Raw genomic sequence first — 21998 nt, 5'->3', positions numbered from 1 at the left:
TATCAGTTGGGTGTTTTTACAACAAATTGACATTTCAGTGTCACATTGACGTCATACTGTGGAACAAGGGATAACCATATTTTATTGAGTTATGATGATGCAGGTGCCATAGTCATTTTAAGTATGTTGTTGAGTCATATTAAGTATGTTGTTGAGTCATATTAAGTTTGCTAATGACTAAACATACAGCCTGTTTTCAATAATGAAATAAATTATCCTTTTATGTTAAGCGTTTAAGTCGATAGATTGAAATCAATTAATTGAGAGCACACTGGAGGCGCCATGGAACAACACGACAAGAAGTTGTTTGTACTGGATACCAACGTGTTACTGCATGAACCTTTAGCGATATATTCGTTTAAAGAGCATGACGTAATCATCCCGATGACTGTGTTAGAAGAGCTCGACAGTATTAAAGATAGAAAGCGCGATGTGAGTCGCGATGCACGGGTCGCCATACGTGCATTAGAAGATATTCTTGGCGGCCCCACGACACCTGAACAGATCCTAAAAGGTGTTGCATTACCCACCCGTGAAGAACACTCTGAAGTATCAGGCCATTTGTCGATATTTCCAGACCATCAAGTTGAGTTTATCATCGGCTCTTTGCCAGGCGACAATAACGATAACCGCATTATTAATACCGCACTGCATCTGCAAAAAATTCATTTTCCTCGTACCGTAGTCTTAGTCACAAAAGACATTAATATGCGTTTAAAAGCCAAAGGTGCAGGTATCGAACGAGTGGAAGATTACCGCACCGATCAGCTCATTGACGATATTCGCTTTTTAGCCAAAGGCTTTTATCAGTTTGCGGGTGATTTTTGGCAAAACGTTGATAATGTCTCAACAGATCGTAAAGGACGACACACAGTGCATCAGGTGCCATCGGATCATTTAGGTAATGAACACTATTATCTAAATCAATATCTTATTGATGAGGATTCTGATTTTTGTGGCCGAGTGGCCAGTAAAACCGATAAGCATCTTGAGATCATTGATCGAGGTCGCGATCGCTTAATGCACCATGAAGCATGGGGGGTAAAACCTAAAAATATCTATCAAGGTATGGCGCTTGATGCCTTACTCGATCCCGATATCGAACTGATTATTTTGACCGGCCCTGCAGGCTGTGGCAAAACCTTATTGGCCATGGCCGCCGCGCTTGAGTTGGTAGTTGAACGTAAACTGTATGACAAGGTTATCGTGACACGTAATACCCCTGACATTGCCGAATCTATAGGCTTTTTACCCGGTACCGAAGAGGAGAAAATGGCACCATGGTTAGCAGCCATTACCGACACGCTTGAGGTGTTACATAAGAATGATGTTAATCCTACGGGCAGCGTGAATTACATTATGGAAAAAGCCAACATCCAATTTAAGTCGATTAACTTTATGCGCGGCCGCTCGATTCAAAACTCTGTGGTGATTTTAGATGAATGCCAAAACTTAACCGCATCACAAATTAAAACCATGATTACCCGTATGGGTGAGGGGACAAAGCTGATTTGTAGCGGCAATTTAGCGCAAATCGATTCTACTTATCTCACCGCTGTGACTTCAGGTCTTACCTATATCGTGGAGCGTTTTAAAGATTTTGAGGGCAGTGCCAATATTTACTTAAACGGCGTAGTACGTTCACGCTTGGCAGAATTTGCAGAGGAACATTTGTAACCGCTGCAAAAATGGTACAGCGTTAAGTCAATAAGGTTACCTTGGTAACCTTATTTATTTTTATCTGTATTTTATTCTATGATTACAGCACTATTTTTGAGGTTGGACGAGTCGTTAACCGGTCATTATTACATGTGCTTGAGCTTATCTTCCTGATATCATGACCATTCGTTTTTTTATTGCCTATTTTTTGGTGTTATTCGTTCGACAGCGCGCTATTTCCCGCTGTATCAAGGGTCGTTAATGAAACCGACAGAGCCAGATTTACAACTAAAATCTCCAATTCAACGCAATTATAACCAAGCGGTGTTTTACACCTACATTGGGGTAATTGTAATGGCCTTATTGTCGGCCGGTATGATGTTTGAACGCCAAAAAGATCAGCAAATTCAACAACGAGAAGAACAAGTAGCACGGCATGTATTGCAAATCGATTTGTTACTCGAATCAAGCATTAGAGCCGTTAAAAGTTTGCGAGATGTGGCGGTTGATCATTTACGTCTCGGCGAATTCGTGCGTAAAGATCGCCTACCCAAATATGAAAAGTTTAATGAAGACGGCCAATACTTCACTTTAGAACCCATGTATGGCCAAAGTGATGTGCCTTTTACCAATATGGGCCGGATCACCGGAGCGGGATCGCTCAGCGATCGCACTGAGCCTTTTTATCAAGAACTTGAAATGCTGTTTGAGTTGTCGCTATCGTTTCCGGTCGCCAAAGAAGCCGCGCCAAAAGCCTCGTCAATTTATTATATTTCGAAACGCCGCATGATGTCGTTTTACCCTTGGGAAAATAACGAACTGCGTTTTAGAGATGAACTACTGAATAAAAAACAATTCCAATTATCGACACCGTCGATGAATCCACAGCGCAGTGTATTTTGGAGCGAAGCCTACATTGACTCTGCTCATCAAGGTTTAATCACCACCCTTGGGCTGCCGGTATATTTGCAAGATGAGTTTATTGGTTCAATTAACCTCGACATGACATTGTCGTCATTAGATAAACAAATTCGCACCTATTTTAAAATGCCGGGCACGGTGATTTTGCTAGATCAGCAAAATAATATTTTATCGCACAGTGATTTTGACTCCAACGAAATGAACAAGGTGTATCACATCAGCCAGCGCATTCCTGCGGCGCTGCACTCTTTGTCAGAATCGGAACTGTTTGATGCCCATGAAGGGATTATTCGCAATGGTTATTACATTCACTCTGTCGCCTTGCATAATGCCCCATGGCGATTATTGTATTTACAAGATGAAGATGACTTGTTTAAAGACTCATGGGACAAGTTACAGCTGAGTTTTTTATTAGTCGTTTTAGCTTTATCGCTGCTGGTCACTATTGTGCATTGGCAAACGCGGCGTGCCTTTGTAAGCCCTGCATCGCGTTTATTAACTCACCTTGAAGCGTGTTCACAAGAGCCAATACGCCCACCTGAAAAAATCACTAATGGTTGGGAACCCTGGTTTGCGTTAGTGAGCCGTATTTTTGAAGAAAACCGCCAATATACTCACCATTTGGCAGAGCAAAATAAACGTCTAGACAACTTAGTCGCCAGACGAACTCAGCGCTTACGTGAAACCACAGAGCGACGAGAGCGTGAATACGCATTATTGCGATCGCTCATTGACTCGATCCCTGAAGCCATTGTGTTTAAAGACAAAGAAGGCAAATACCTAGGCTGTAACAAGTCTGCTGAACGCATGCTCGGCTACAGCGAAAATGAAATTATTGGCTTAACCTCGTCTGAAGTCGTGAGTCCAGAACAGGGCGAGCGTATCCGTGAAGAAGACAAAGAAGTCCTCAGCCAACAACATTCATTGCGCTATCAAGAACGGATTATAGTTGAGGGTAAAGCCGTATTGCTCGACACCTTTAAGTTGCCATTTTATAACCGCCGCGGTGATTTACTGGGGTTAATTTGTGTGTGGCGTGACATCACCAAAGAACATGATGCCGCAGAACAACTGCGTATGTCAGAACAGCGTTATCACCTTGCGATGGATGCGGTAGAGGATGGGCTATGGGATTGGTATATCGATTCTGAGCAGATTATTTGTAACCCTGCTTTTTATTCGATGCTGGGGTATCAGGCGCATGAATTTCCGCCATTACTCGCGTCAATCGATGCATTATTCCATCCAGACGATCGTGAACGTGTGCAGCAGTATCGCAGTGGATATGTCGAAAACCCTAATGGCACTTATGAAATCGAATTTAGAATGCTGGGCAAAAATGGCAAGTATTTCTGGGTGTTATCTCGTGGCCGTGCCGTTGAGTTTAGTGAAAACGGTCGCAGCAAACGTATGCTGGGTACCCATAAAGACATCACTCGTCAAAAGAGTAACGAAGTGGCCTTGCTAGAAGCTAAGCAAGATGCTGAGTTAGCCAACATGTATAAGAGTGAATTCTTAGCGAACATGAGCCATGAAATCCGTACGCCAATGAATGCCATTATTGGTATGGTGCAATTGGCGCAGCGAACCAACTTAACGGCGCAGCAGCAAGATTACCTCAATAAAGCCGGTTTCTCGGCGCAGTCGCTATTACGTATTATTAATGACATTCTAGACTTCTCGAAAATTGAAGCGGGTAAATTAGAACTTGAACGCGTTGCGTTTCCGTTAGATACCGTGCTCGATCACGTCATCGATATTAATGCCATTAAAGCTCAAGAAAAGGGTGTGGAACTGCTACTGTATGCACCCGTCACGGCAGGATTAATTTTAAATGGCGATCCGTTACGATTAGGCCAGGTGCTAGTTAACTTATTGTCTAATGCCGTTAAGTTTACCCAAACGGGTGAAGTCGAGCTCGGCTGTGAAGATGTGGGTGAACGTGACGACCGGATCACCATGAAATTCTGGGTACGTGACACCGGTATCGGCATCGGTAAAGACCAACAAGCCATGCTATTTGATGCATTCTCTCAAGCAGACGGCTCAACTACCCGTAAATATGGCGGTACCGGTTTGGGGCTCTCTATCAGTAAGCACTTAGTGTCGATGATGGGCGGTACGATGCAGGTAGAGTCTGAAATGGACGTGGGCAGTACCTTTAGTTTTACCATCAGTTTTGAAATTGCAGAAGAGCAAGTGATTGAGCCATTAGTGGTGCCAGAACAACTCAATAACCTAAGCACTTTGGTTGTTGACGATAACCCAAGCGCATTACAAATGTATTCGACCTTAATGCAAGACTTCAGTTTTGGTGTCGACACGGCTGACAGTGGCCAAAAAGCGTTAGATATTTTGCGTCAAAAGCCGATAGATTTACTGTTGCTCGATTGGATGATGCCAGAAATGAATGGCTGCGATGTGATTAAGATCTTGGACGAAATGATCCGTGACGGGGTGATTGCAAAACGTCCGATTATTATTCTCATGACCGCCTACGCAGCAGAGCCTCTCGATACAGAACTCGCCAAAGATAGCGTCTATGCCATTTTACAAAAACCGTTCAAAGCGTCTGACTTATTTGATGAAATTATTAATGCATTTGCAACAGAGCCCAAGTTAAATGCAATGCCAATCATTAAAGCCGATGAGCCGAGTAAAGATGCTGGGTTAGTCTTGTTAGTTGAAGATAACTTTATTAATCAGCAAGTCGCCTCTGAATTGCTTAAAAGCGCAGGTTATGAGGTGGTGATTGCAGATAATGGCCAAATTGCGTTAGACATTATTGATTCTAAGCCTTTTGATGCCGTGTTAATGGATATTCAAATGCCAGTGATGGATGGCCTAACCGCCTCTACTGAACTGCGTAAGCGTTACACAAAAGAGCAAATGCCGATTATTGCCATGACCGCACATGCCATGTCTGGCGATCGCGAAAAAAGTTTAGCGGCGGGAATGAACGCGCACATTACCAAACCCATTGTATTAACGGAGTTATTTGAAACGTTATCGCATTGGATTACTTATAAAAACAATCATAAATAATGCGATTAAATACACAATCTTACTCGCATTATTTTCGTTGATAGGATATTCACGACAGGGAGATAATTTATGGTTCGCCGCAGTATTTCATTGGCACTTTTACTGGCAATCGCGCCAGCAACGGTTGTTTCAGGCGTTGCGATTGCCGCGAGCGATCCAGCACAAAAAATCATAAAACAAGCGCAAGCAGCCCAGGGATTTATTAACCTGTTTTATGATGCCAAAGCGGGTCAATTATATCTTGAAGTCAATAAGCTCAACCAACCCTTTTTAATGTTAACCAGTTTGCCTCACGGCGTGGGCTCAAACGACATTGGTTTAGACCGTGGTCAACTAGGTCAAACCCGTATGGTGCAATTTGAGCAACATGGGCCTTATCTCATTTTAAAGCAGCTTAATACAGATTACCGCGCTTCAAGCGACAATATTGCTGAGCAACAAGCCGTTACTCAGGCATTTGCTGAGTCTATTTTATGGCGCGGTAAAATTGTGGTGGGTAAACAGGCTATTGTTTCAGTAAATGATTTAGTGATTAATGACTTACATGGTGTAGCTGATGTGCTTGCTGCGACCAAACAAGGCCAATATAGTTTAGATGACAGCCGTTCGGTGATATTGCCACAAGGGATTAAATCGTTTGAACGCAATGCCGATGTTGACGTTAATTTAACCTTCAGGACCAGTAAAGCGGGTGAACAAGTTGCGAGCGTGACACCCGATGCTAAGTTTTTATCTGTACGGGTGCGTTACTCTTTTGTGCAACTGCCAGATGAAGGCTTTGAGCCGCGTCGTTATCATCCAATGAGCGGCTATTTATCTGATCAATATATCGATTATTCAACCGCAGTTGACCAACCTTTAATGCAACGTCATTTATTAAAACACCGCCTGCAAAAAGTGATCCCCGGTGATGCTCCAAGCAAAGTGGTTAATCCTATTGTGTATTATTTAGACCCTGGCGTGCCAGAGCCTATCCGAGGTGCGTTATTAGCGGGCGCGCGCTGGTGGGAAGATGCGTTTACTGCGGCCGGTTTTATTGATGGATTTAAAGTGGCGTTATTACCTGAGGGCGCGGATCCTCAAGATGTACGCTATAACATGATCCAATGGGTGCATCGCGCAACACGCGGTTGGTCATATGGTGCTGCAGTCACCGACCCTCGTACCGGCGAAATTATTAAAGGTAATGTCACATTGGGCAGCCTTAGAGTGCGCCAGGATCATTTAATCGCAAGAGGCTTAACGGCTGGCTGGCCAGATCGCAGCGCCGCAAGTGAAGCGGCAATGGCATTGTCGCTAGCCCGTATTCGCCAACTGGCTGCTCATGAAATTGGCCACACGCTGGGCCTCGATCATAACTTTTCCGCATCGACTAACGATAATTCGTCAGTGATGGATTATCCTCACCCTTATGCCAGCATTGAAGGCCAGCAAATTGATATTAGCCAGCCATATCGCGAAGGTATTGGCGAATGGGACAAGTACACCATTGCTTATGGGTATGGTTCTTCATCGCAAGCGGAAGCATTATTAGCATCGAGTTTAGAGAAAGGTTTTCGATATATTGGTGAAGCTGATTCTCGCCGTGCGAGTGCCAGCAATGCTTATGCGAGTTTATGGGACCGTGGTAACGATGCAGTGGCAGAATTATTGCGTTTAGAAACGGTTCGCCTAAAAGCCATTAATGAATTTAATTCAGATGCGTTATTGGCAGGTGAGCCCAACGGTGAGCTCGCCGATGTATTTGTGCCAATGTATTTGCTCACCCGCTACCAAATTGAGGCCGCAGCTAAATGGATAGGTGGCGCTGATTACAGTTATCAGCAAGTTGGTGGCGGAGTGCGGTGGAGTTATGTACCGCCTAAAATGCAATTAGCGGCATTAGAGGGCTTATTGGGCAGTTTGCAAAGCAGTAGTTTGGCGATCCCTGCCAATGTGCTTCAGACATTGGTACCTAAAGCAGGTAATTACCGCAAAACCCGCGAAAGCTTTAGCTCTAACCTAGGCGTATTGAGCGATCCAGTTACAATGGCTGAAATGTTGAGTCGTCATATTACGGGCTTGATATTAACTCCAGAGCGTTTAAATAGAGTCAATCAAGCTTATATGGAAGACAGTTCGCAGTTATCGATAGTCACTCTAGTCGACAAACTTGTTGGCAAAAGCTTATATCAAGATTTACCAAATGGCCGTGAATTAGCGATACAAATGCGTATTAACGCTGTGGTTGTTGATGCGTTGTTGGCAGCATATCGCGATCCAAAAACTGCGCCAGAAGTACAAGCTCAGCTAACTGCGCGTTTTGACTATATCGTGAAACAATTAAAGCGTCGCAGTAATCGTGGCAGCGACTATCAATCGGCTCATTACGATTGGTTGTATAAGGGCATAGTGAACGGTTTAGAACACCCTGAGTTTAGACTCATTAAGAAACCCGCAGCAATGCCGCCAGGTTCGCCTATTTAAGGTGATATCAAATGAAAAAATGCGACCGAGAACGGTCGCATTTTTTATGTTTAAAATGAATCTTATTGCTGTTGGTCGAACGCTTTAGGGTTTTTAGGGTAAAAGCGATCGGCCTTACGATCGAGATGACTAAACTGGCGGGTATTTCGGTAAGGCAGCTTCATAAACCCAGAAATACCATGTCCCTGAATTTTATTGGCGTGGGAAATGATACGGTCAAGACATGCCCTAAATGCTGCTTGTTTACGTGGATTGAGCAAGCGTAAATAGCTGTGGATTTTTAAATGGTTTGGTAGCGCTTCAAAAATAATACATCCGGTGTGATGTATTTGGTTTAACCAACCCAATTCTGTCATGATCTCGGCGGGTAATTCGAGGTTTTCTTCAGGATCTTTACCGTCTTCAAAGTACGAGTGCAGCCTGGATTTATCTTCTAATGTGGGTACATCACCAACTTCAAACGGCAGTTGTAATTCACCTGTGATGGTGTATTCATGTTCGGTACTTTTTCGCTCTAGGTGCAAGGTGTCTTTGGCATTAAAGAAACAGGCTTTAAATACCCCAATACGTTTAATGCCACGAGCCATAGTAACCATATTATTCACCGCTAAAGTTAGCGGTGCTTTGCAGTCTGGGTCGTAAATCGCCAAGTTTGAGTCAATAAAGACCCCAGACTCTTGCCAGTGGATCACCAACCCCCCCACAATAGGATATTGAGCTAAACGTCCCACTGCGGCTATAAACCCTTTTTCGGTATCGGCCATTCCAGCCATAAAGTTTCGGTAGTATTTTTCTAACTGCACATCATCCATTTTAGCGATAGGATCTTGAGTGTTGTGCTCTTTTAAAAATGATTTACGCGAGCTGTAACTCACTGTCTCAACTGTTTTTGAACGAGGCTGCGCCCATACAGGAATATCAGGCACTAACGGCGGCTCTGGCAATATGGGTAAATGCATTCGATGGCTATGACGTAGGCTTGTTAAAAAGTAGTCGCCTGCAAGATTACGCCGTGTAACATCATCGCTTAACATGGCGTCCAGCGTTTTAGCCAATTCAATGGGTAAGCCGATGCTGGTGGCAGGGATAACCTTAGTGCCAAAGCGGCTGATTTGTCCCGAGGCTAAAGCATATAAGGTTGCGGCTGCGCCTTGCTCGTCAAACCTTGGGGTAGATAAAGCGCCACTAAGTTGTTCCTCGCCAATAAAATACACATCGCCCATACGGGCATTGGTGTGTTGTTGATCGCTAGACAATAACGACATCACGTTGTCATCAACGGCGCGATTATGCTCATCGCGTTGGGCAAACACGGCAGAGCCCCAATCGATTAACGACAGTTTGTCTGTTTCAATGTCGTATACCAAATTAGAGGGTTTAATGTCGCCGTGTACCAAAGGCTTACCCTTACGCAGGTAATACAAAATATTGGCCAGTTGTCTGGCGATACTCACTACCATCACTGGTGGGAGTGCGCCTAAGCGTTGGCAAATTTTATCGAGGTCTTCACCAATTGCCCGCTCCATGACTAAAATGCCTTGCTTGCCAACGCGTTCAAATTTTATCGCGCTGGGCACATTGGGGTGCTTAACCTGGCTAAGCATGTAAGCTTCTTCTTCAAGCCTGTCTTGCACACTTTGCGGTAGGTTAACGCGTGAAAACTTAAACACATGCGATTGACCAAATTCATTTATTCCGGCAAATACAAACCCATAAGCACCTTTACCAATAAATTCAATTTGCTGGTATCCCAATTTGCTGAGCTGTTGTTTACATAAACGTACCCATGCTTTGTGCTTGCGGGCATCATTGGCACTGAGTAAGTATATTGATTGCTCTTCATTGATATAAAAGTGCTGTAGCTGTGGAGTTTGCAAAGTCATCCCTCTTTAGTTATCTCTCCATTAAACCTTGATTCGCCTGTGTGCGGCAAGTGCTTCCTAGCTAAAAAATTACGATATGTAAACCTTGACCTACATCAAATCAAAATCAATCAACAGTAGGTAGTATGGATGTAAGATCACTTAACGCTTTTAGCAGAGGTATTCATGCCTAACATTGATAAAGCACAACTAATTCAGTTATTTAATTTTCCTCGAACTCGTATTTTGCAATCGATGGAAGTGACTCATTGTCCTCATGCCGTCTTTTTTAATCACAGTGATGAGGAGTGTATCACTTGCCATCAAGGGGAAGAGTGCTTGTGGATTAATCATAATGATGAAATGGTTGCACTCGAAATGAAATCTGTCGACGAACTCAAGCAGCAGTTGCTGATTGCAGTTGATTTTGTTGATTCAAACTTGAGTCCACACCATATGTCGCGTCGTAAATGCCAGTGCGAAAATTGCCGTTGGTTAAGACAAGTTCAGTTAACGCTGGACGGTAAAGCCTAAGTTAATGTGTTTAGTTGCATCTGTTTTTTTTAGTCTTTAAAGTAGCCTGTAATATTGGTAAATAGACTAAAGAGACCATCATGGAACCACGCTTTTGGCATGAAAAATGGCAACTACAACAAATTGGTTTTCACCAGCAACAAGTTAATCCGTTTTTAGTGAAATACTGGTCGCGTTTAGGCTTAGCTGAACAAGCTGAGGTGTTTGTGCCTTTATGCGGTAAATCACTCGACATGTGCTACCTCGCAGAGCAACGGCACCGTGTGTTAGGTTGCGAATTAAATCCCATCGCAGTGGAGCATTTTTTTACTGACAACGAGTTAGCATATCAGGTTGAGCAAATCGGCGAGCATGGCGTGTTTAGTGCCGACGAAGTTCGTATTTATCAAGGTGATATTTTTACTTTACCGCACCAATTAACCACTGACATAGGTGGTTTTTACGATCGCGCGGCATTGATCGCGTGGCCAGAAGCCATGCGCCAACAATATGCCGATGCATTAGCTAAATTGATCCCCGCGAATGTGAGCGGTTTATTAATTACCCTCGATTACCCACAAGATACCCTTAAAGGACCTCCATTTGCAGTCAGCCCGGATTGGGTAGAGACTCATTTGGCGCCGCACTTTGATGTTGAATTATTAGAATGTGTTGATGTGTTGGCAGACAATCCTCGTTTTGTGAATAAGCAGGTGCCTTGGTTAAACGAAGCTGTTTATAAACTGACTCGCAAAGCGTAAAACGAGGATCGCAAGGTATAAAAAAACCTACGCCAATTGGGGTAGGTTTTTTATTGCACATCGGCAACATTAATGAATATCGCGCAGGGTAATCTTTGGGCGCAAATCAACTTCACCATCGGCATAAATCGCTGCTATATCATCATGCTGGCTTATTACTGCAACCGGTCCTGTCAGCATGTGGCGCACAAACAGTAAGCGGTAACCATAGCGGTGCAAATCATACAGTGCGAGTTTTTGGTCTGCTGTAGTTAAATCCCAATGCTCGTCGTGCTTTAACATATCCTTGTGTCGACGCTCATTTATTTGATATGCAACTTGAGTCATAATCCCTTCGCCTAAGTCGTTTAAATATTGAAAAGTAAATGGTCAACTCAGTGTTTAATATTTCAAGCTAACATGAGATTGTGCAACATGTTGCTTGTCTATGAGCAGACCATTATTGAACACTGTTCTTTAATACGAACAATTATAACAATAAAACTTTCGATTGATAGTTTTTTATCAGTATTTAGTATGAAAAATTGATTTTTTATGATCAATTACCGATAACCCGCATTTCGTCTCCTTATTCAGAATAGCGGTCTCTCATACTCCAAGTGATCGATGAGTATCGCTGGGGAAAGTGTCGTGTTTCAAGGTTCACCATCAGCATGATAGTGAGTATCACCTATTTGATGTGAAGTTATATTACGTAAACCGCGATTTACACAGCGATAATATTTGCCGTTTTCTTGGTGAGTTTAGGCTCAATAAAAAATGTAAATCTCATCGATTAATTCACTTATTAAATTGCACACTGGCATAAGTTAGTGATCTAAGTGTGGTTGGTTTTTGTGACTGATTCATACTTGATAATGATAGGTTATTACATTTATTTCAATGTGTTATTGATTAATGCGGGTTGTTTGGTCAATATGGTTCAGGCATCAATTTTTGGATTTTATTTAAAGTAAATGTAATAATTGTGTTAATCTGGTCGCAGTAAAACAAAAAAAGAGTTGCTACTTTTAGCGAATATTTCGTTGTTTTAAAATCTATTTTATTCAACAGAGTCTATACTTTTTAAGGTTGTTGAACTCGGCATTAATTTTGTTGACTAATTAAATAGGTTATTGAGTGTTAATGACATTTATGCAGGAATAAAAAAGTAGAGTTTTTGCATAAAAATTCGTTGCGTATCGGTTAAAAATATCGTTTACTGCGCATGTTTTTACAAACCAGAAAACGCACTTTTATTGCCCAACTAACAGGAGGCACTGGCCTAATGAGCCAATTTCAATCGATTGATGTTGCAGATTATTATGACAAGGACACGTTTGAGCGCATTAAGGCATTTGCTGAAGATAAGCCAACGCCGTTTGTAGTTATTGACACCCAAATCGTTGCGAAACAATACGATGACATGGTTAATAATTTTCCTTTCGCAAACGTTTATTATGCGGTTAAGGCAAATCCGGCCAAAGAAATTCTTACTTTGCTGCGTGACAAAGGCTCAAACTTTGACATCGCCTCTATTTATGAGCTTGAGATGGTCACATCGATTGGTGTTTCTGCTGACCGTATCAGTTACGGCAACACCATTAAAAAGCGCGTAGATGTGCGTTCTTTTTACGAGCAAGGCGTGCGCATGTTCGCTTCAGATTCTGAAGCTGATTTACGCATGATTGCAGAAGAAGCTCCAGGCGCTAAAGTGTATGTGCGTATTTTAACTGAAGGCACACACACCGCCGATTGGCCTTTATCGCGTAAGTTTGGTTGCCAAAACGAAATGGCATACGATTTATTGGTATTAGCTAAAGAGCTTGGATTACAACCGCATGGTATTTCGTTCCATGTTGGCTCACAGCAACGTGATATCGGTGCGTGGGATTCGGCGATTGGTAAAGTGAAAAGTATTTATGACCGTTTAAAAGAAGAACACGGCATTGTGCTTAAAATGATCAATTTAGGTGGTGGTTTTCCTGCCAACTATATGGATAAAACCAATGAACTTGGTGTTTATGCACAACAGATTAAGCACTTTCTAGAAGAAGATTTTGGTGATGAATTACCAGAGATTATTTTAGAGCCTGGTCGTTCATTATTGTCAAATGCCGGTGTATTGATCTCTGAAGTGGTATTGATTTCTCGTAAATCAAATACAGCACTAGAGCGTTGGGTATTTACTGATGTGGGTAAATTTTCAGGGTTAATTGAAACCATGGATGAAGCCATTAAGTTCCCTATCTATACAGACCGTAATGGTGAGTTAGATAAGTGTGTTATTGCTGGCCCAACCTGTGACAGTGCCGATATTATGTATGAGCACTACAGTTATGGTTTACCGGTTGATTTAGCCATTGGTGATCGTATGTATTGGTTAACAGCCGGTGCTTATACTACAACTTATTCAGCTGTGTGTTTTAATGGTTTCCCACCGTTAAAAGATTACTACCTGTAGTATGCCTGCTCAGTATTAAGAAAAGGACGCTTAGCGTCCTTTTTTGTTTTAGCGAATGAATCACGGCTTAATACCAATCCGCATTACACCTTATTTAAGTCCTTTTAAACTCTCGCTGAGTCATCACTTATTAACGCTGAATGGTATAATTCAAATTGTGTGACAAGGTTAATTTGATGTGAATCACGTTAATGGTTTTTAAGTTAGATAAATAGCTTGTTGTTTTTCACCGTATTCAACTATGCTCAAAGCCATGATTTTTGTGGGTTTTGGTCATATATTGGTAATAATTTAACGAAACTATATTAACTATTATGAATTTATATGTGATCAAGTTAACCTTATCCTCCTAAAGACTAGGTTAAAGTCTGGAATATAAGAATTTAATATTCAAAAATGAAAGGGGTTTTCAAAATGTCCGATGTATTTCACTTAGGATTAACTAAAAAAATGTTAGATGGCGCTACCTTAGCAATCGTTCCTGGTGATCCAGAACGTGTTAAGCGTATTGCTGAGCTAATGGATAATGCAACGTTCCTAGCTAGCCATCGTGAATACACAAGCTACTTAGCTTATATTGATGGTAAGCCAGTTGTTGTTTGTTCAACAGGTATCGGTGGACCGTCGACTTCTATTGCTGTTGAAGAGTTAGCACAATTAGGTGTGAGAACGTTCCTACGCGTAGGTACCACTGGTGCAATTCAACCACATGTTAACGTGGGTGATGTTATTGTCACTCAGGCTTCTGTTCGTTTAGATGGTGCCAGCTTGCATTTTGCTCCGCTTGAGTTCCCTGCAGCCGCCAACTTTGATTGTACTACCGCTATGGTTGCAGCATGTCGCGATGCAGGTTTAGAACCGCATATCGGTATTACAGCTTCTTCTGACACGTTCTATCCTGGTCAAGAGCGTTACGATACCGTTTCAGGTCGCATTACTCAGCGTTATGTTGGCTCTATGAAAGAGTGGCAGTCAATGGGCGTGCTTAACTATGAAATGGAGTCAGCCACATTATTCACTATGTGTGCAACTCAAGGCTGGCGTGCAGCATGTGTAGCAGGTGTGATTGTTAACCGTACACAACAAGAAATTCCTGATGAAGCTACAATGAAGAAAACTGAAGTGAGTGCAGTTTCTATTGTTGTTGCAGCAGCGAAAAAACTATTAGCATAATGTCATTGAGTAATACGTTTACCATGGTTGCTTGCTAAGACTAGCGTAAACAGTAAAAAAGGTGCCTAGGCACCTTTTTTGTTATCTTATTTTCGCCATTTAGAAATGATACTGGGCAATAATAGAGTACGTATTTTGGTCAACACCATTCACGCCGTACTTGCTTTGCCAGTAATCGTATTCAAATCCGACTAGCAATTTGTCCTTTTTGTGTTCGCCAAATAAACTTTTACCTAAATCGTATTTAATCTGTGGATTAATGTGTAGGTTTTCATCGTAACCATTATTGTCTGCAACAAATACCCAATCAATAAAGCCATCGATAATGATGTTTGCATCACCGATTGGCATGTCGATTCTAAATACTGGCGTAAACTGCCAACCATCGCTGATATTGCCATTGCTAATAGCATCACGGCGATAAGTATTGAGCTGCAAGTAAGTGAAAAATGGCACATCAAAGTCAAGCCCCACACCATACAGCATGCTTTCTACAGGGCCATCGCCATGCTCGTACGTCAAGGCAACAGACATATCCTTAATCGCACCAAACTCTACTGGCTGACCAAGGATTTTACTGGCACTAAAGCGCGGTGAAATTTCACCATAATGGCTGTTATCGTCACCACCATTGTTGCCGTTAAAGTTAATAAAATCGTGAAACACGAACCAATCGCCATATGTCCAGCCACCTGCGGTTTCTAAGGTAATCGTGGTTTGTCTTTCTGATGGTGCGAGGTCATAGTTTTCGCCATGCAAGACAGTTGCACTTAAATCCCACCACTGGATAACATCGTTTGCAAACACGTTTGGTGAAAGCACTAGCGTGGCTAAAAGGCAGATTTTTTTCATTTTTATTCCGGTTAGTAACATGGTTGTGATGCCATAATGATTGTAAATTCAGCTTAATCGAGATGAAAAGGCAACTGGTATTATTCCCGATCGTGCACAATGGGGCGCAATATATTCAAAATTGATAATCAGCACAATAAAAACTAAGGAAGCACTGCTGATTTCAGCGTTTTGTAGACAGAAACATCTTACTTTACACTTTTTACTATTGCGATGTGATGTGAAACATTGGACTAAATTATTGATACTGTTATGTTAACGGTGATTGATTTATTAGATGAGCTGTTTGTGATGAACTTTGACATATTATGTCGCAATAATAAAACGCAACTGATATAGTAAATGCACGGCATACTCATTTATTGAGGAGGATTTATGGAGCTTTCTAATCCGATCACAGTCTGGTTAGTGCTTGGGCTGTTATTAATGATATCGGAAATTATTGTTCCGGGCGGCATCGTCATTTTGCTTGGCGCTGCTTGTATTATTGTTGCATCGTCATTAGCGTTAGGGATTATCGACGGCTTTGTACAAAGCATGACGCTATGGTTTATGGCATCAATGGTGCTACTACTTAGTTTTCGTCATGTCACTCAACGCCTTGTCGGCGGTGATGCTCATGTGGCCAATACTGACGAAGAAGTTGATTTGTATAATCAGGTTGCCACGGTTAAAGAAGCCATAGGGCCAGGGCAGCAAACTGGGCGAATTCATTGCCTAGGTTCTGATTGGACTGCTTTGGGGGACGGTACAGAAATAAAAGTGGGCACCAAGGTCAGAATTATATGTCGCGATAATATTGGGTTTGTGGTTGAGCCTATTATCGATTCAGTTTAAAAGTGACTGTTTAGTTATGGTTGTTTAGTTATGATCGTTAGAAGTGATTGTTTAGGGATTCGTCAAATTACAAAAAGGAAGTGGATATGTTTGTGTTAACCATCGCATTTTTATTTATTATTTTCATATTATTCAAATTGATGCTCATAGTGCCCATGCGCGAAGTGCATGTGATTGAGCGCTTAGGTAAGTTTCGTACCGTGTTAGCTCCTGGGTTTCATTTTTTAGTGCCATTTGTAGACAGAGTGGCTTATCGACACGATACCCGTGAAGAGGTACTTGATGTACCGCCACAAAGCTGTATCTCTAAAGATAACACTCAGCTAGAAGTTGATGGGCTGGTGTATCTTAAAGTGATGGACGGCAAACTAGCCAGCTACGGTATTGAAAACTATCGCCGCGCGGCAGTAAATCTAGCGCAAACCACCATGCGTTCTGAAATCGGTAAGTTAACCTTATCGCAAACTTTTTCAGAGCGTGACAGTTTAAATGAATCGATAGTGCGTGAAATTGATAAAGCTTCAGACCCTTGGGGGATTAAAGTATTGCGTTATGAGATTAAAAATATTACTCCATCGCATAATGTTATTCATACCCTTGAAAAACAAATGGAAGCAGAGCGTCGTAAACGTGCTGAGATTACCTTAGCCAACGCTGAAAAAGCGGCGATGATCAATATGTCGCAAGGCGAGCGTCAAGAAGCGATTAACCTGTCAGAAGGTCAAAAACAAAGACGTATTAACGAGGCCATTGGTACCGGACAAGAAATATCAATTGTGGCCAATGCTAAAGCTGAAGGCATGGAAATGATATGCAAAGCGTTGACCATCAATGGCGGTAATGATGCCATGAACATGTTGCTTAAAGAGCAGTTTATTGGTCAAGTCGGCAAGATTTTATCTGAGGCCCAAGTGTCTGTTGTGCCTGCTGAGATGGCCAAACTTGAAGGTTTTTTTGAAGGCATGGAGCAAGTCACTCATGCGGTAAGTCATTCACCAGCGAAAGGAGCACGCTAATGTCGATTAACGGAATTGATACTGATTTTATTGTGATGGTGATTTGGGGTGTTATTTTTGCCATTTTCGTGTTGAAACTATTTCAATCGATTCGTTTAGTGCCCACTAAATCTGCCTATATTGTTGAGCGTTTAGGTAAATACCACAGCACCTTAGATGCTGGTTTTCATACCCTTATCCCTTTTGTTGATAAAGTGGCTTACATTCATGATTTAAAAGAAGAAACCATTGATGTTCCACCGCAGGAATGTTTTTCGAGTGACGAAGTTAACGTCGAAGTAGACGGCGTGATTTATATTTCGGTTACCGATCCAGTGAAAGCCAGTTATGGCATTACTGACTACCGTTACGCTGCGATTCAGCTCGCTCAAACAACAACCCGTTCGGTTATTGGTACGCTAGATTTAGACCGTACTTTTGAAGAGCGTGATTTAATCTCGGCTAAAGTCGTCGAGGTGCTAGATGAAGCTGGTTCTATGTGGGGAATGCGCGTTCACCGCTACGAGATTAAAAATATTACGCCACCAGAAACCGTTAAAAACGCCATGGAAATGCAGGTTAATGCCGAGCGTGAGCGCCGTGCGTTACTCGCTAAAAGTGAAGGTGATAAGCAAAGTAAAATTAACCGTTCAGAAGGTGTGATGGCAGAAACCATTAACCGCTCTGAGGGTGAAATGCAGCGCCGCATAAACGAAGCTGAAGGTAAGGCGCAAGAGATTTTAACCTTAGCTAAAGCCACGTCTGAGTCGATTGAGCGTTTAGCGGTAGTGATTTCAGCTGAAGGCGGACAAAGTGCATTGCGTATGCAGCTTGGTGAGCAATACATGAAGCAATTAGATGGTCTAAGCAAAAAAGATAGCCGCATTGTATTACCAGGCAACTTGGTCAACTTTGAATACTGGATGGACAGCATTGGTTTAAAAGACGATAAAAAATAGGTTGTTAAAAAATAGGTGGTTACGATGCACCATTCAGTAGGTTATCCGCTCGTTACAAACGCTGTATTGTACTGATGTTATTTAAGCTGATGTGATGAATGTTGTCACAGAATTATAAAAAGGGGCCAGCAGCAATGCTGACCCCTTTTTTGTATTTTTTAAGCCCTCGTTTTAGTCCCTTAGTTTTCGATACGTTGACCTTACTGGGTTAAGCTGGGTTTAGCCGAGGTGTACTATTTAACTATATCGCCAAGGTGTTCAACAAACACTTTGGCAACAGGCGAGAGGGCGCTATCTTTGGGTGAGAGAATATTAATATCGGTAAATCCAGCGCTTAACTCAGGCAGTACGTTAATGAGTTGCTGATTTTCTACGGCATCCACAGCAATAACTTGGGGTAGGAGAGTAATCCCGGCACCGCCGAGACAAAAGTGATACAAAGAATTGTAATCACTGCAAATGATTTTGTAGTTGGCACTCACGTTTGTGTGCTGGAAATTCCATTGATGCTCTAAAACACCTTCGGTATCACGATAACCAAGTAACGAGTGGTAATGTAAATCGTCAATGGTTTCTATCACAGATGATTTTTCTAGGTAAAGGCTGCTGGCATACATTTTTCGCTCAAACGTCATGAGCTTTTGTTTGCTGATATTGCCTTTAGTGACTTCTCCAGCATTAATCATGCAGTCTAAATTTAAGCGTTTTATGTCTTGATGTTGTCCTGGCACAATAAAGACTTCTAATTGAACCTGTGGATAGGCATGCACAAAATGGGCGATGTGTTTGTCCATCAACTTATCAACAAACGGTTGTAAGCCAATTCTTAATTTGCCTTGTACGTCGTCGTGACGATGTTTAAATACGTCTCCAGCATGGTTAAGTTGACTAACCAGTGGCGTTATTTGGGCCAAATAACGTTTGCCCGAGGCGGTTAGGTTCATCACTCTAGTGGTACGGGTAAATAGTGGGGCGCCAAGTTGTTTTTCTAAATCAGCAATGCGCCGACTCACCAGAGCGCGGCGGGTATCAAGTGATTTGGCCGCCTTAGTAAAGCTACCTAGTTTAGCCACGGCAATAAACAGTTCTAAATCTTTGATGTTCAATGTGTCAGCCTAAGTCAGTCTCTTATTTTGTATAGTAATTTTCGTGATTGTTATTGTCAATTTAGTCCTAATGCAGCTTTAAGCCTTATCACTCGCTGTATTCTAGGTTTCTCGCCCCAAATAGGTAAACTATTGCACGGCTTTCCAACGCTAATTGATATATAATACATCGCAGATTTCTGGGAGGAAAAATGGACGTATCATCATTATTAGACGGCCTAAACGATAAGCAGCGTGAGGCAGTTGGCGCGCCACTTTCAAATATGTTGGTGTTAGCGGGTGCCGGCAGTGGTAAAACCCGTGTATTAACTCATCGTATTGCGTGGTTAATGCAAGTAGAACAACAAAGTCCATATTCTATTTTGGCAGTCACCTTTACCAATAAAGCGGCAGCAGAAATGCGTGAGCGCGTGGAAAAAGTGGTCGGTACTAACATGGGCCGCATGTGGATAGGCACCTTCCATGGGTTAGCACATCGTTTATTGCGTACCCATTATCAAGACGCTAATTTACCGCAAACTTTCCAGATTATTGATTCTGACGACCAGTTACGTTTGCTTAAACGTATTCTTAAGAGCCTTAACTTAGATGAGAAGCAATATCCTCCTCGTCAGGCTCAAGGTTACATTAACGGTAAAAAAGACCAAGGTTTACGCCCTAAGCATATTGATGCGGGTGGATTTCCTATTGAGCAAAATTTACTGAATATTTATAAAGTTTATCAAGAGTCGTGCGATCGCGCAGGCTTGGTTGATTTTGCTGAAATTCTATTACGTGCTCATGAGTTATGGCTCAATAAGCCACACTTATTAGCGCATTATCAAGAACGTTTCCGCCATATTTTGGTTGACGAATTTCAAGATACTAACGCCATCCAATATGCTTGGATCCGCGTATTAGCGGGTAATACGGCTAACGTGATGATTGTCGGTGATGACGATCAGTCTATTTACGGATGGCGCGGCGCACAAATTGAAAACTTGCACCGTTTCTTGAAAGACTTTTCTGGTGCACAAACTATCCGCTTAGAGCAAAACTATCGTTCAACAGCGAATATTTTGAACGCCTCTAACGCCGTGATTGCCAATAACCCTGACCGTTTAGGTAAAGAGTTATGGACCGAAGATAAAGATGGCGAACCTATTTCAGTTTATTGTGCCTTTAATGAAATGGACGAAGCCAAATTTATTGTAGCGCGCATTAGTGACTGGCAAGAAAAAGGCGGCAGCTTAAGTGAATGCGCTATTTTATATCGCTCAAATGCGCAATCACGAGTGCTCGAAGAAGCCTTTTTACACAAAGGCTTAGCTTACCGCATTTACGGTGGTTTACGCTTCTTCGAACGCCAGGAAATTAAAGATGCGATGGGCTATATGCGTCTTATCAATAATAAAGATGATGATGCCGCATTTGAACGTGTGGTGAATACACCAGCACGTGGAATTGGCGATCGCACCTTAGATATTTTGCGCTCTACTGCCAAACAGCATCAGTTAACGTTGTGGCAAGCCAGTGTGCACTTAATTGAAGAAAAAGTATTAGCCGGCCGTGCAGCAAATGCAGTGCGTGGCTTTATGGAACTCATTATTTCGATGCGCACAGATACTGCAGATATGTTGCTGTATCGAATGGCTGATAGCGTGATTGATCGTTCGGGTTTACGGACCATGTACGAAGCTGAAAAAGGCGAAAAAGCCCAAGCGCGTATTGAAAACTTAAACGAATTAGTGACTGCTGCCCGCAGTTTTGAAATGCCAGAAGAGCTTGAAGATATGGGCGAACTTAATGCCTTCTTATCACATGCGGCATTAGAAGCTGGTGAAGGACAAGCCGATGCCTTTACTGATGCTGTGCAATTAATGACATTGCATTCAGCCAAAGGACTTGAATTCCCGATGGTCTTTATGGCGGGTGTTGAAGAAGGCTTATTCCCGAGCAAGATGGCGTTAGATGAGGGCGATCGCTTAGATGAAGAGCGCCGCTTGTGTTATGTGGGCATGACTCGTGCGATGAAAAAACTATACATCAGTTATGCAGAATCTCGCCGTATTTATGGCCGTGAAGATTATGCTAGCCCATCACGCTTTATCAATGAAATTCCTGAAAAGTTTGTTGAGCAAATTCGTATCCGTGCTCAGGTTAAGCCTTCTGTTAGCCAGCGTTTCCCATCGCGAGCGGCAGATGCTGTGGCGACTAAAAAACCTCATGGGTTTAATGACACCGGTCATAAAGTGGGTTCTAGAGTGAAGCACTTTAAGTTTGGTGAAGGCATCGTCACAAGCTTTGAAGGCTCGGGAGAAAAAGGCCGTGTACAAGTCAATTTTGTTGATTTCGGCAGTAAATGGTTATTGGTATCACTCGCTAAGTTAGAGCGTTGTTAAGCTGTCAACATGCGAAATCATGGAG

General features: G+C 42.4%; 15 protein-coding genes. 11 read left to right on the top strand and 4 right to left on the bottom strand.

Annotated features, from left to right (window positions below):
- Positions 1-282: 282 nt before the first annotated feature.
- The 3 genes from AC19MV_RS08570 (at position 283) to AC19MV_RS08560 (ending at position 8091) form a co-directional block, all read left to right on the top strand.
- A complete protein-coding gene (locus tag AC19MV_RS08570; protein ID WP_498306999.1) occupies positions 283-1677 on the top strand; it encodes a PhoH family protein in 1395 nt (464 codons plus the stop codon).
- A 243-nt stretch (positions 1678-1920) separates the two neighbouring features.
- Positions 1921-5625 (top strand): response regulator, encoded by a 3705-nt coding sequence (locus tag AC19MV_RS08565; protein ID WP_498296786.1) that lies wholly within the window; start codon positions 1921-1923, stop codon positions 5623-5625.
- 69 nt (positions 5626-5694) lie between these two features.
- Complete coding sequence (locus AC19MV_RS08560) at positions 5695-8091, top strand: zinc-dependent metalloprotease (protein ID WP_498306997.1); 2397 nt, start codon at positions 5695-5697, stop codon at positions 8089-8091.
- 62 nt (positions 8092-8153) lie between these two features.
- Here the strand turns inward: AC19MV_RS08560 and AC19MV_RS08555 are convergent, their stop codons facing one another.
- Complete coding sequence (locus AC19MV_RS08555; RefSeq protein WP_498296861.1) at positions 8154-9968, bottom strand: protein kinase domain-containing protein; 1815 nt, start codon at positions 9966-9968, stop codon at positions 8154-8156.
- Positions 9969-10139: 171 nt separating this feature from the next.
- On the opposite strand from AC19MV_RS08555, the gene AC19MV_RS08550 reads away from it, so the two are divergent.
- Together AC19MV_RS08550 and AC19MV_RS08545 are read left to right on the top strand one after the other, a co-directional pair.
- Positions 10140-10487 carry a hypothetical protein gene (locus AC19MV_RS08550; RefSeq protein WP_432400067.1) on the top strand — a complete coding sequence of 116 codons (348 nt, stop codon included), beginning with the start codon at positions 10140-10142 and terminating at the stop codon, positions 10485-10487.
- An 80-nt stretch (positions 10488-10567) separates the two neighbouring features.
- On the top strand, positions 10568-11227 hold the full coding sequence (locus AC19MV_RS08545) for a thiopurine S-methyltransferase (protein ID WP_432400066.1): 660 nt from the start codon (positions 10568-10570) through the stop codon (positions 11225-11227).
- Between the two features lie 69 nt (positions 11228-11296).
- Here AC19MV_RS08545 and AC19MV_RS08540 read toward each other — a convergent pair whose 3' ends face one another.
- Entirely contained in the window at positions 11297-11554 is a 258-nt protein-coding gene (locus AC19MV_RS08540) for a hypothetical protein (RefSeq protein ID WP_432400065.1), read from the bottom strand.
- Between the two features lie 940 nt (positions 11555-12494).
- Between AC19MV_RS08540 and AC19MV_RS08535 the strand changes: the two genes are divergently transcribed.
- Both AC19MV_RS08535 and udp read left to right on the top strand, forming a co-directional pair.
- On the top strand, positions 12495-13670 hold the full coding sequence (locus tag AC19MV_RS08535) for a type III PLP-dependent enzyme (protein ID WP_432400064.1): 1176 nt from the start codon (positions 12495-12497) through the stop codon (positions 13668-13670).
- 414 nt (positions 13671-14084) lie between these two features.
- On the top strand, positions 14085-14843 hold the full coding sequence (udp, locus tag AC19MV_RS08530; protein ID WP_432400063.1) for a uridine phosphorylase: 759 nt from the start codon (positions 14085-14087) through the stop codon (positions 14841-14843).
- Between the two features lie 99 nt (positions 14844-14942).
- On the opposite strand, the gene AC19MV_RS08525 is transcribed toward udp, so the two are convergent.
- Entirely contained in the window at positions 14943-15695 is a 753-nt protein-coding gene (locus AC19MV_RS08525) for an outer membrane protein OmpK (RefSeq protein WP_498306995.1), read from the bottom strand.
- A gap of 375 nt (positions 15696-16070) precedes the next feature.
- On the opposite strand from AC19MV_RS08525, the gene AC19MV_RS08520 reads away from it, so the two are divergent.
- The 3 genes from AC19MV_RS08520 to AC19MV_RS08510 all read left to right on the top strand — a co-directional run bounded on the left by AC19MV_RS08520 (position 16071) and on the right by AC19MV_RS08510 (position 18486).
- On the top strand, positions 16071-16532 hold the full coding sequence (locus AC19MV_RS08520) for an NfeD family protein (RefSeq protein ID WP_432400061.1): 462 nt from the start codon (positions 16071-16073) through the stop codon (positions 16530-16532).
- An 86-nt stretch (positions 16533-16618) separates the two neighbouring features.
- The gene (locus AC19MV_RS08515) at positions 16619-17548 is read left to right on the top strand and encodes an SPFH domain-containing protein (RefSeq protein ID WP_432400060.1); all 930 of its coding nucleotides are present in this window, start codon (positions 16619-16621) and stop codon (positions 17546-17548) included.
- Positions 17548-18486, top strand: coding sequence for an SPFH domain-containing protein (locus AC19MV_RS08510; RefSeq protein WP_498306993.1), 939 nt, complete (start codon positions 17548-17550; stop codon positions 18484-18486). Before AC19MV_RS08515 ends, AC19MV_RS08510 begins: the two co-directional genes overlap by 1 nt.
- Positions 18487-18719: 233 nt before the next feature.
- On the opposite strand, the gene AC19MV_RS08505 is transcribed toward AC19MV_RS08510, so the two are convergent.
- The gene (locus tag AC19MV_RS08505) at positions 18720-19592 is read right to left on the bottom strand and encodes a LysR family transcriptional regulator (protein WP_498306991.1); all 873 of its coding nucleotides are present in this window, start codon (positions 19590-19592) and stop codon (positions 18720-18722) included.
- Between the two features lie 191 nt (positions 19593-19783).
- Between AC19MV_RS08505 and uvrD the strand changes: the two genes are divergently transcribed.
- Complete coding sequence (gene uvrD, locus AC19MV_RS08500; protein ID WP_498296774.1) at positions 19784-21973, top strand: DNA helicase II; 2190 nt, start codon at positions 19784-19786, stop codon at positions 21971-21973.
- Positions 21974-21998 lie beyond the last annotated feature (25 nt).

Source organism: Shewanella sp. MF05913 (genome assembly GCF_059758095.1).
This window is presented reverse-complemented; position numbering and strand designations above follow the sequence as displayed.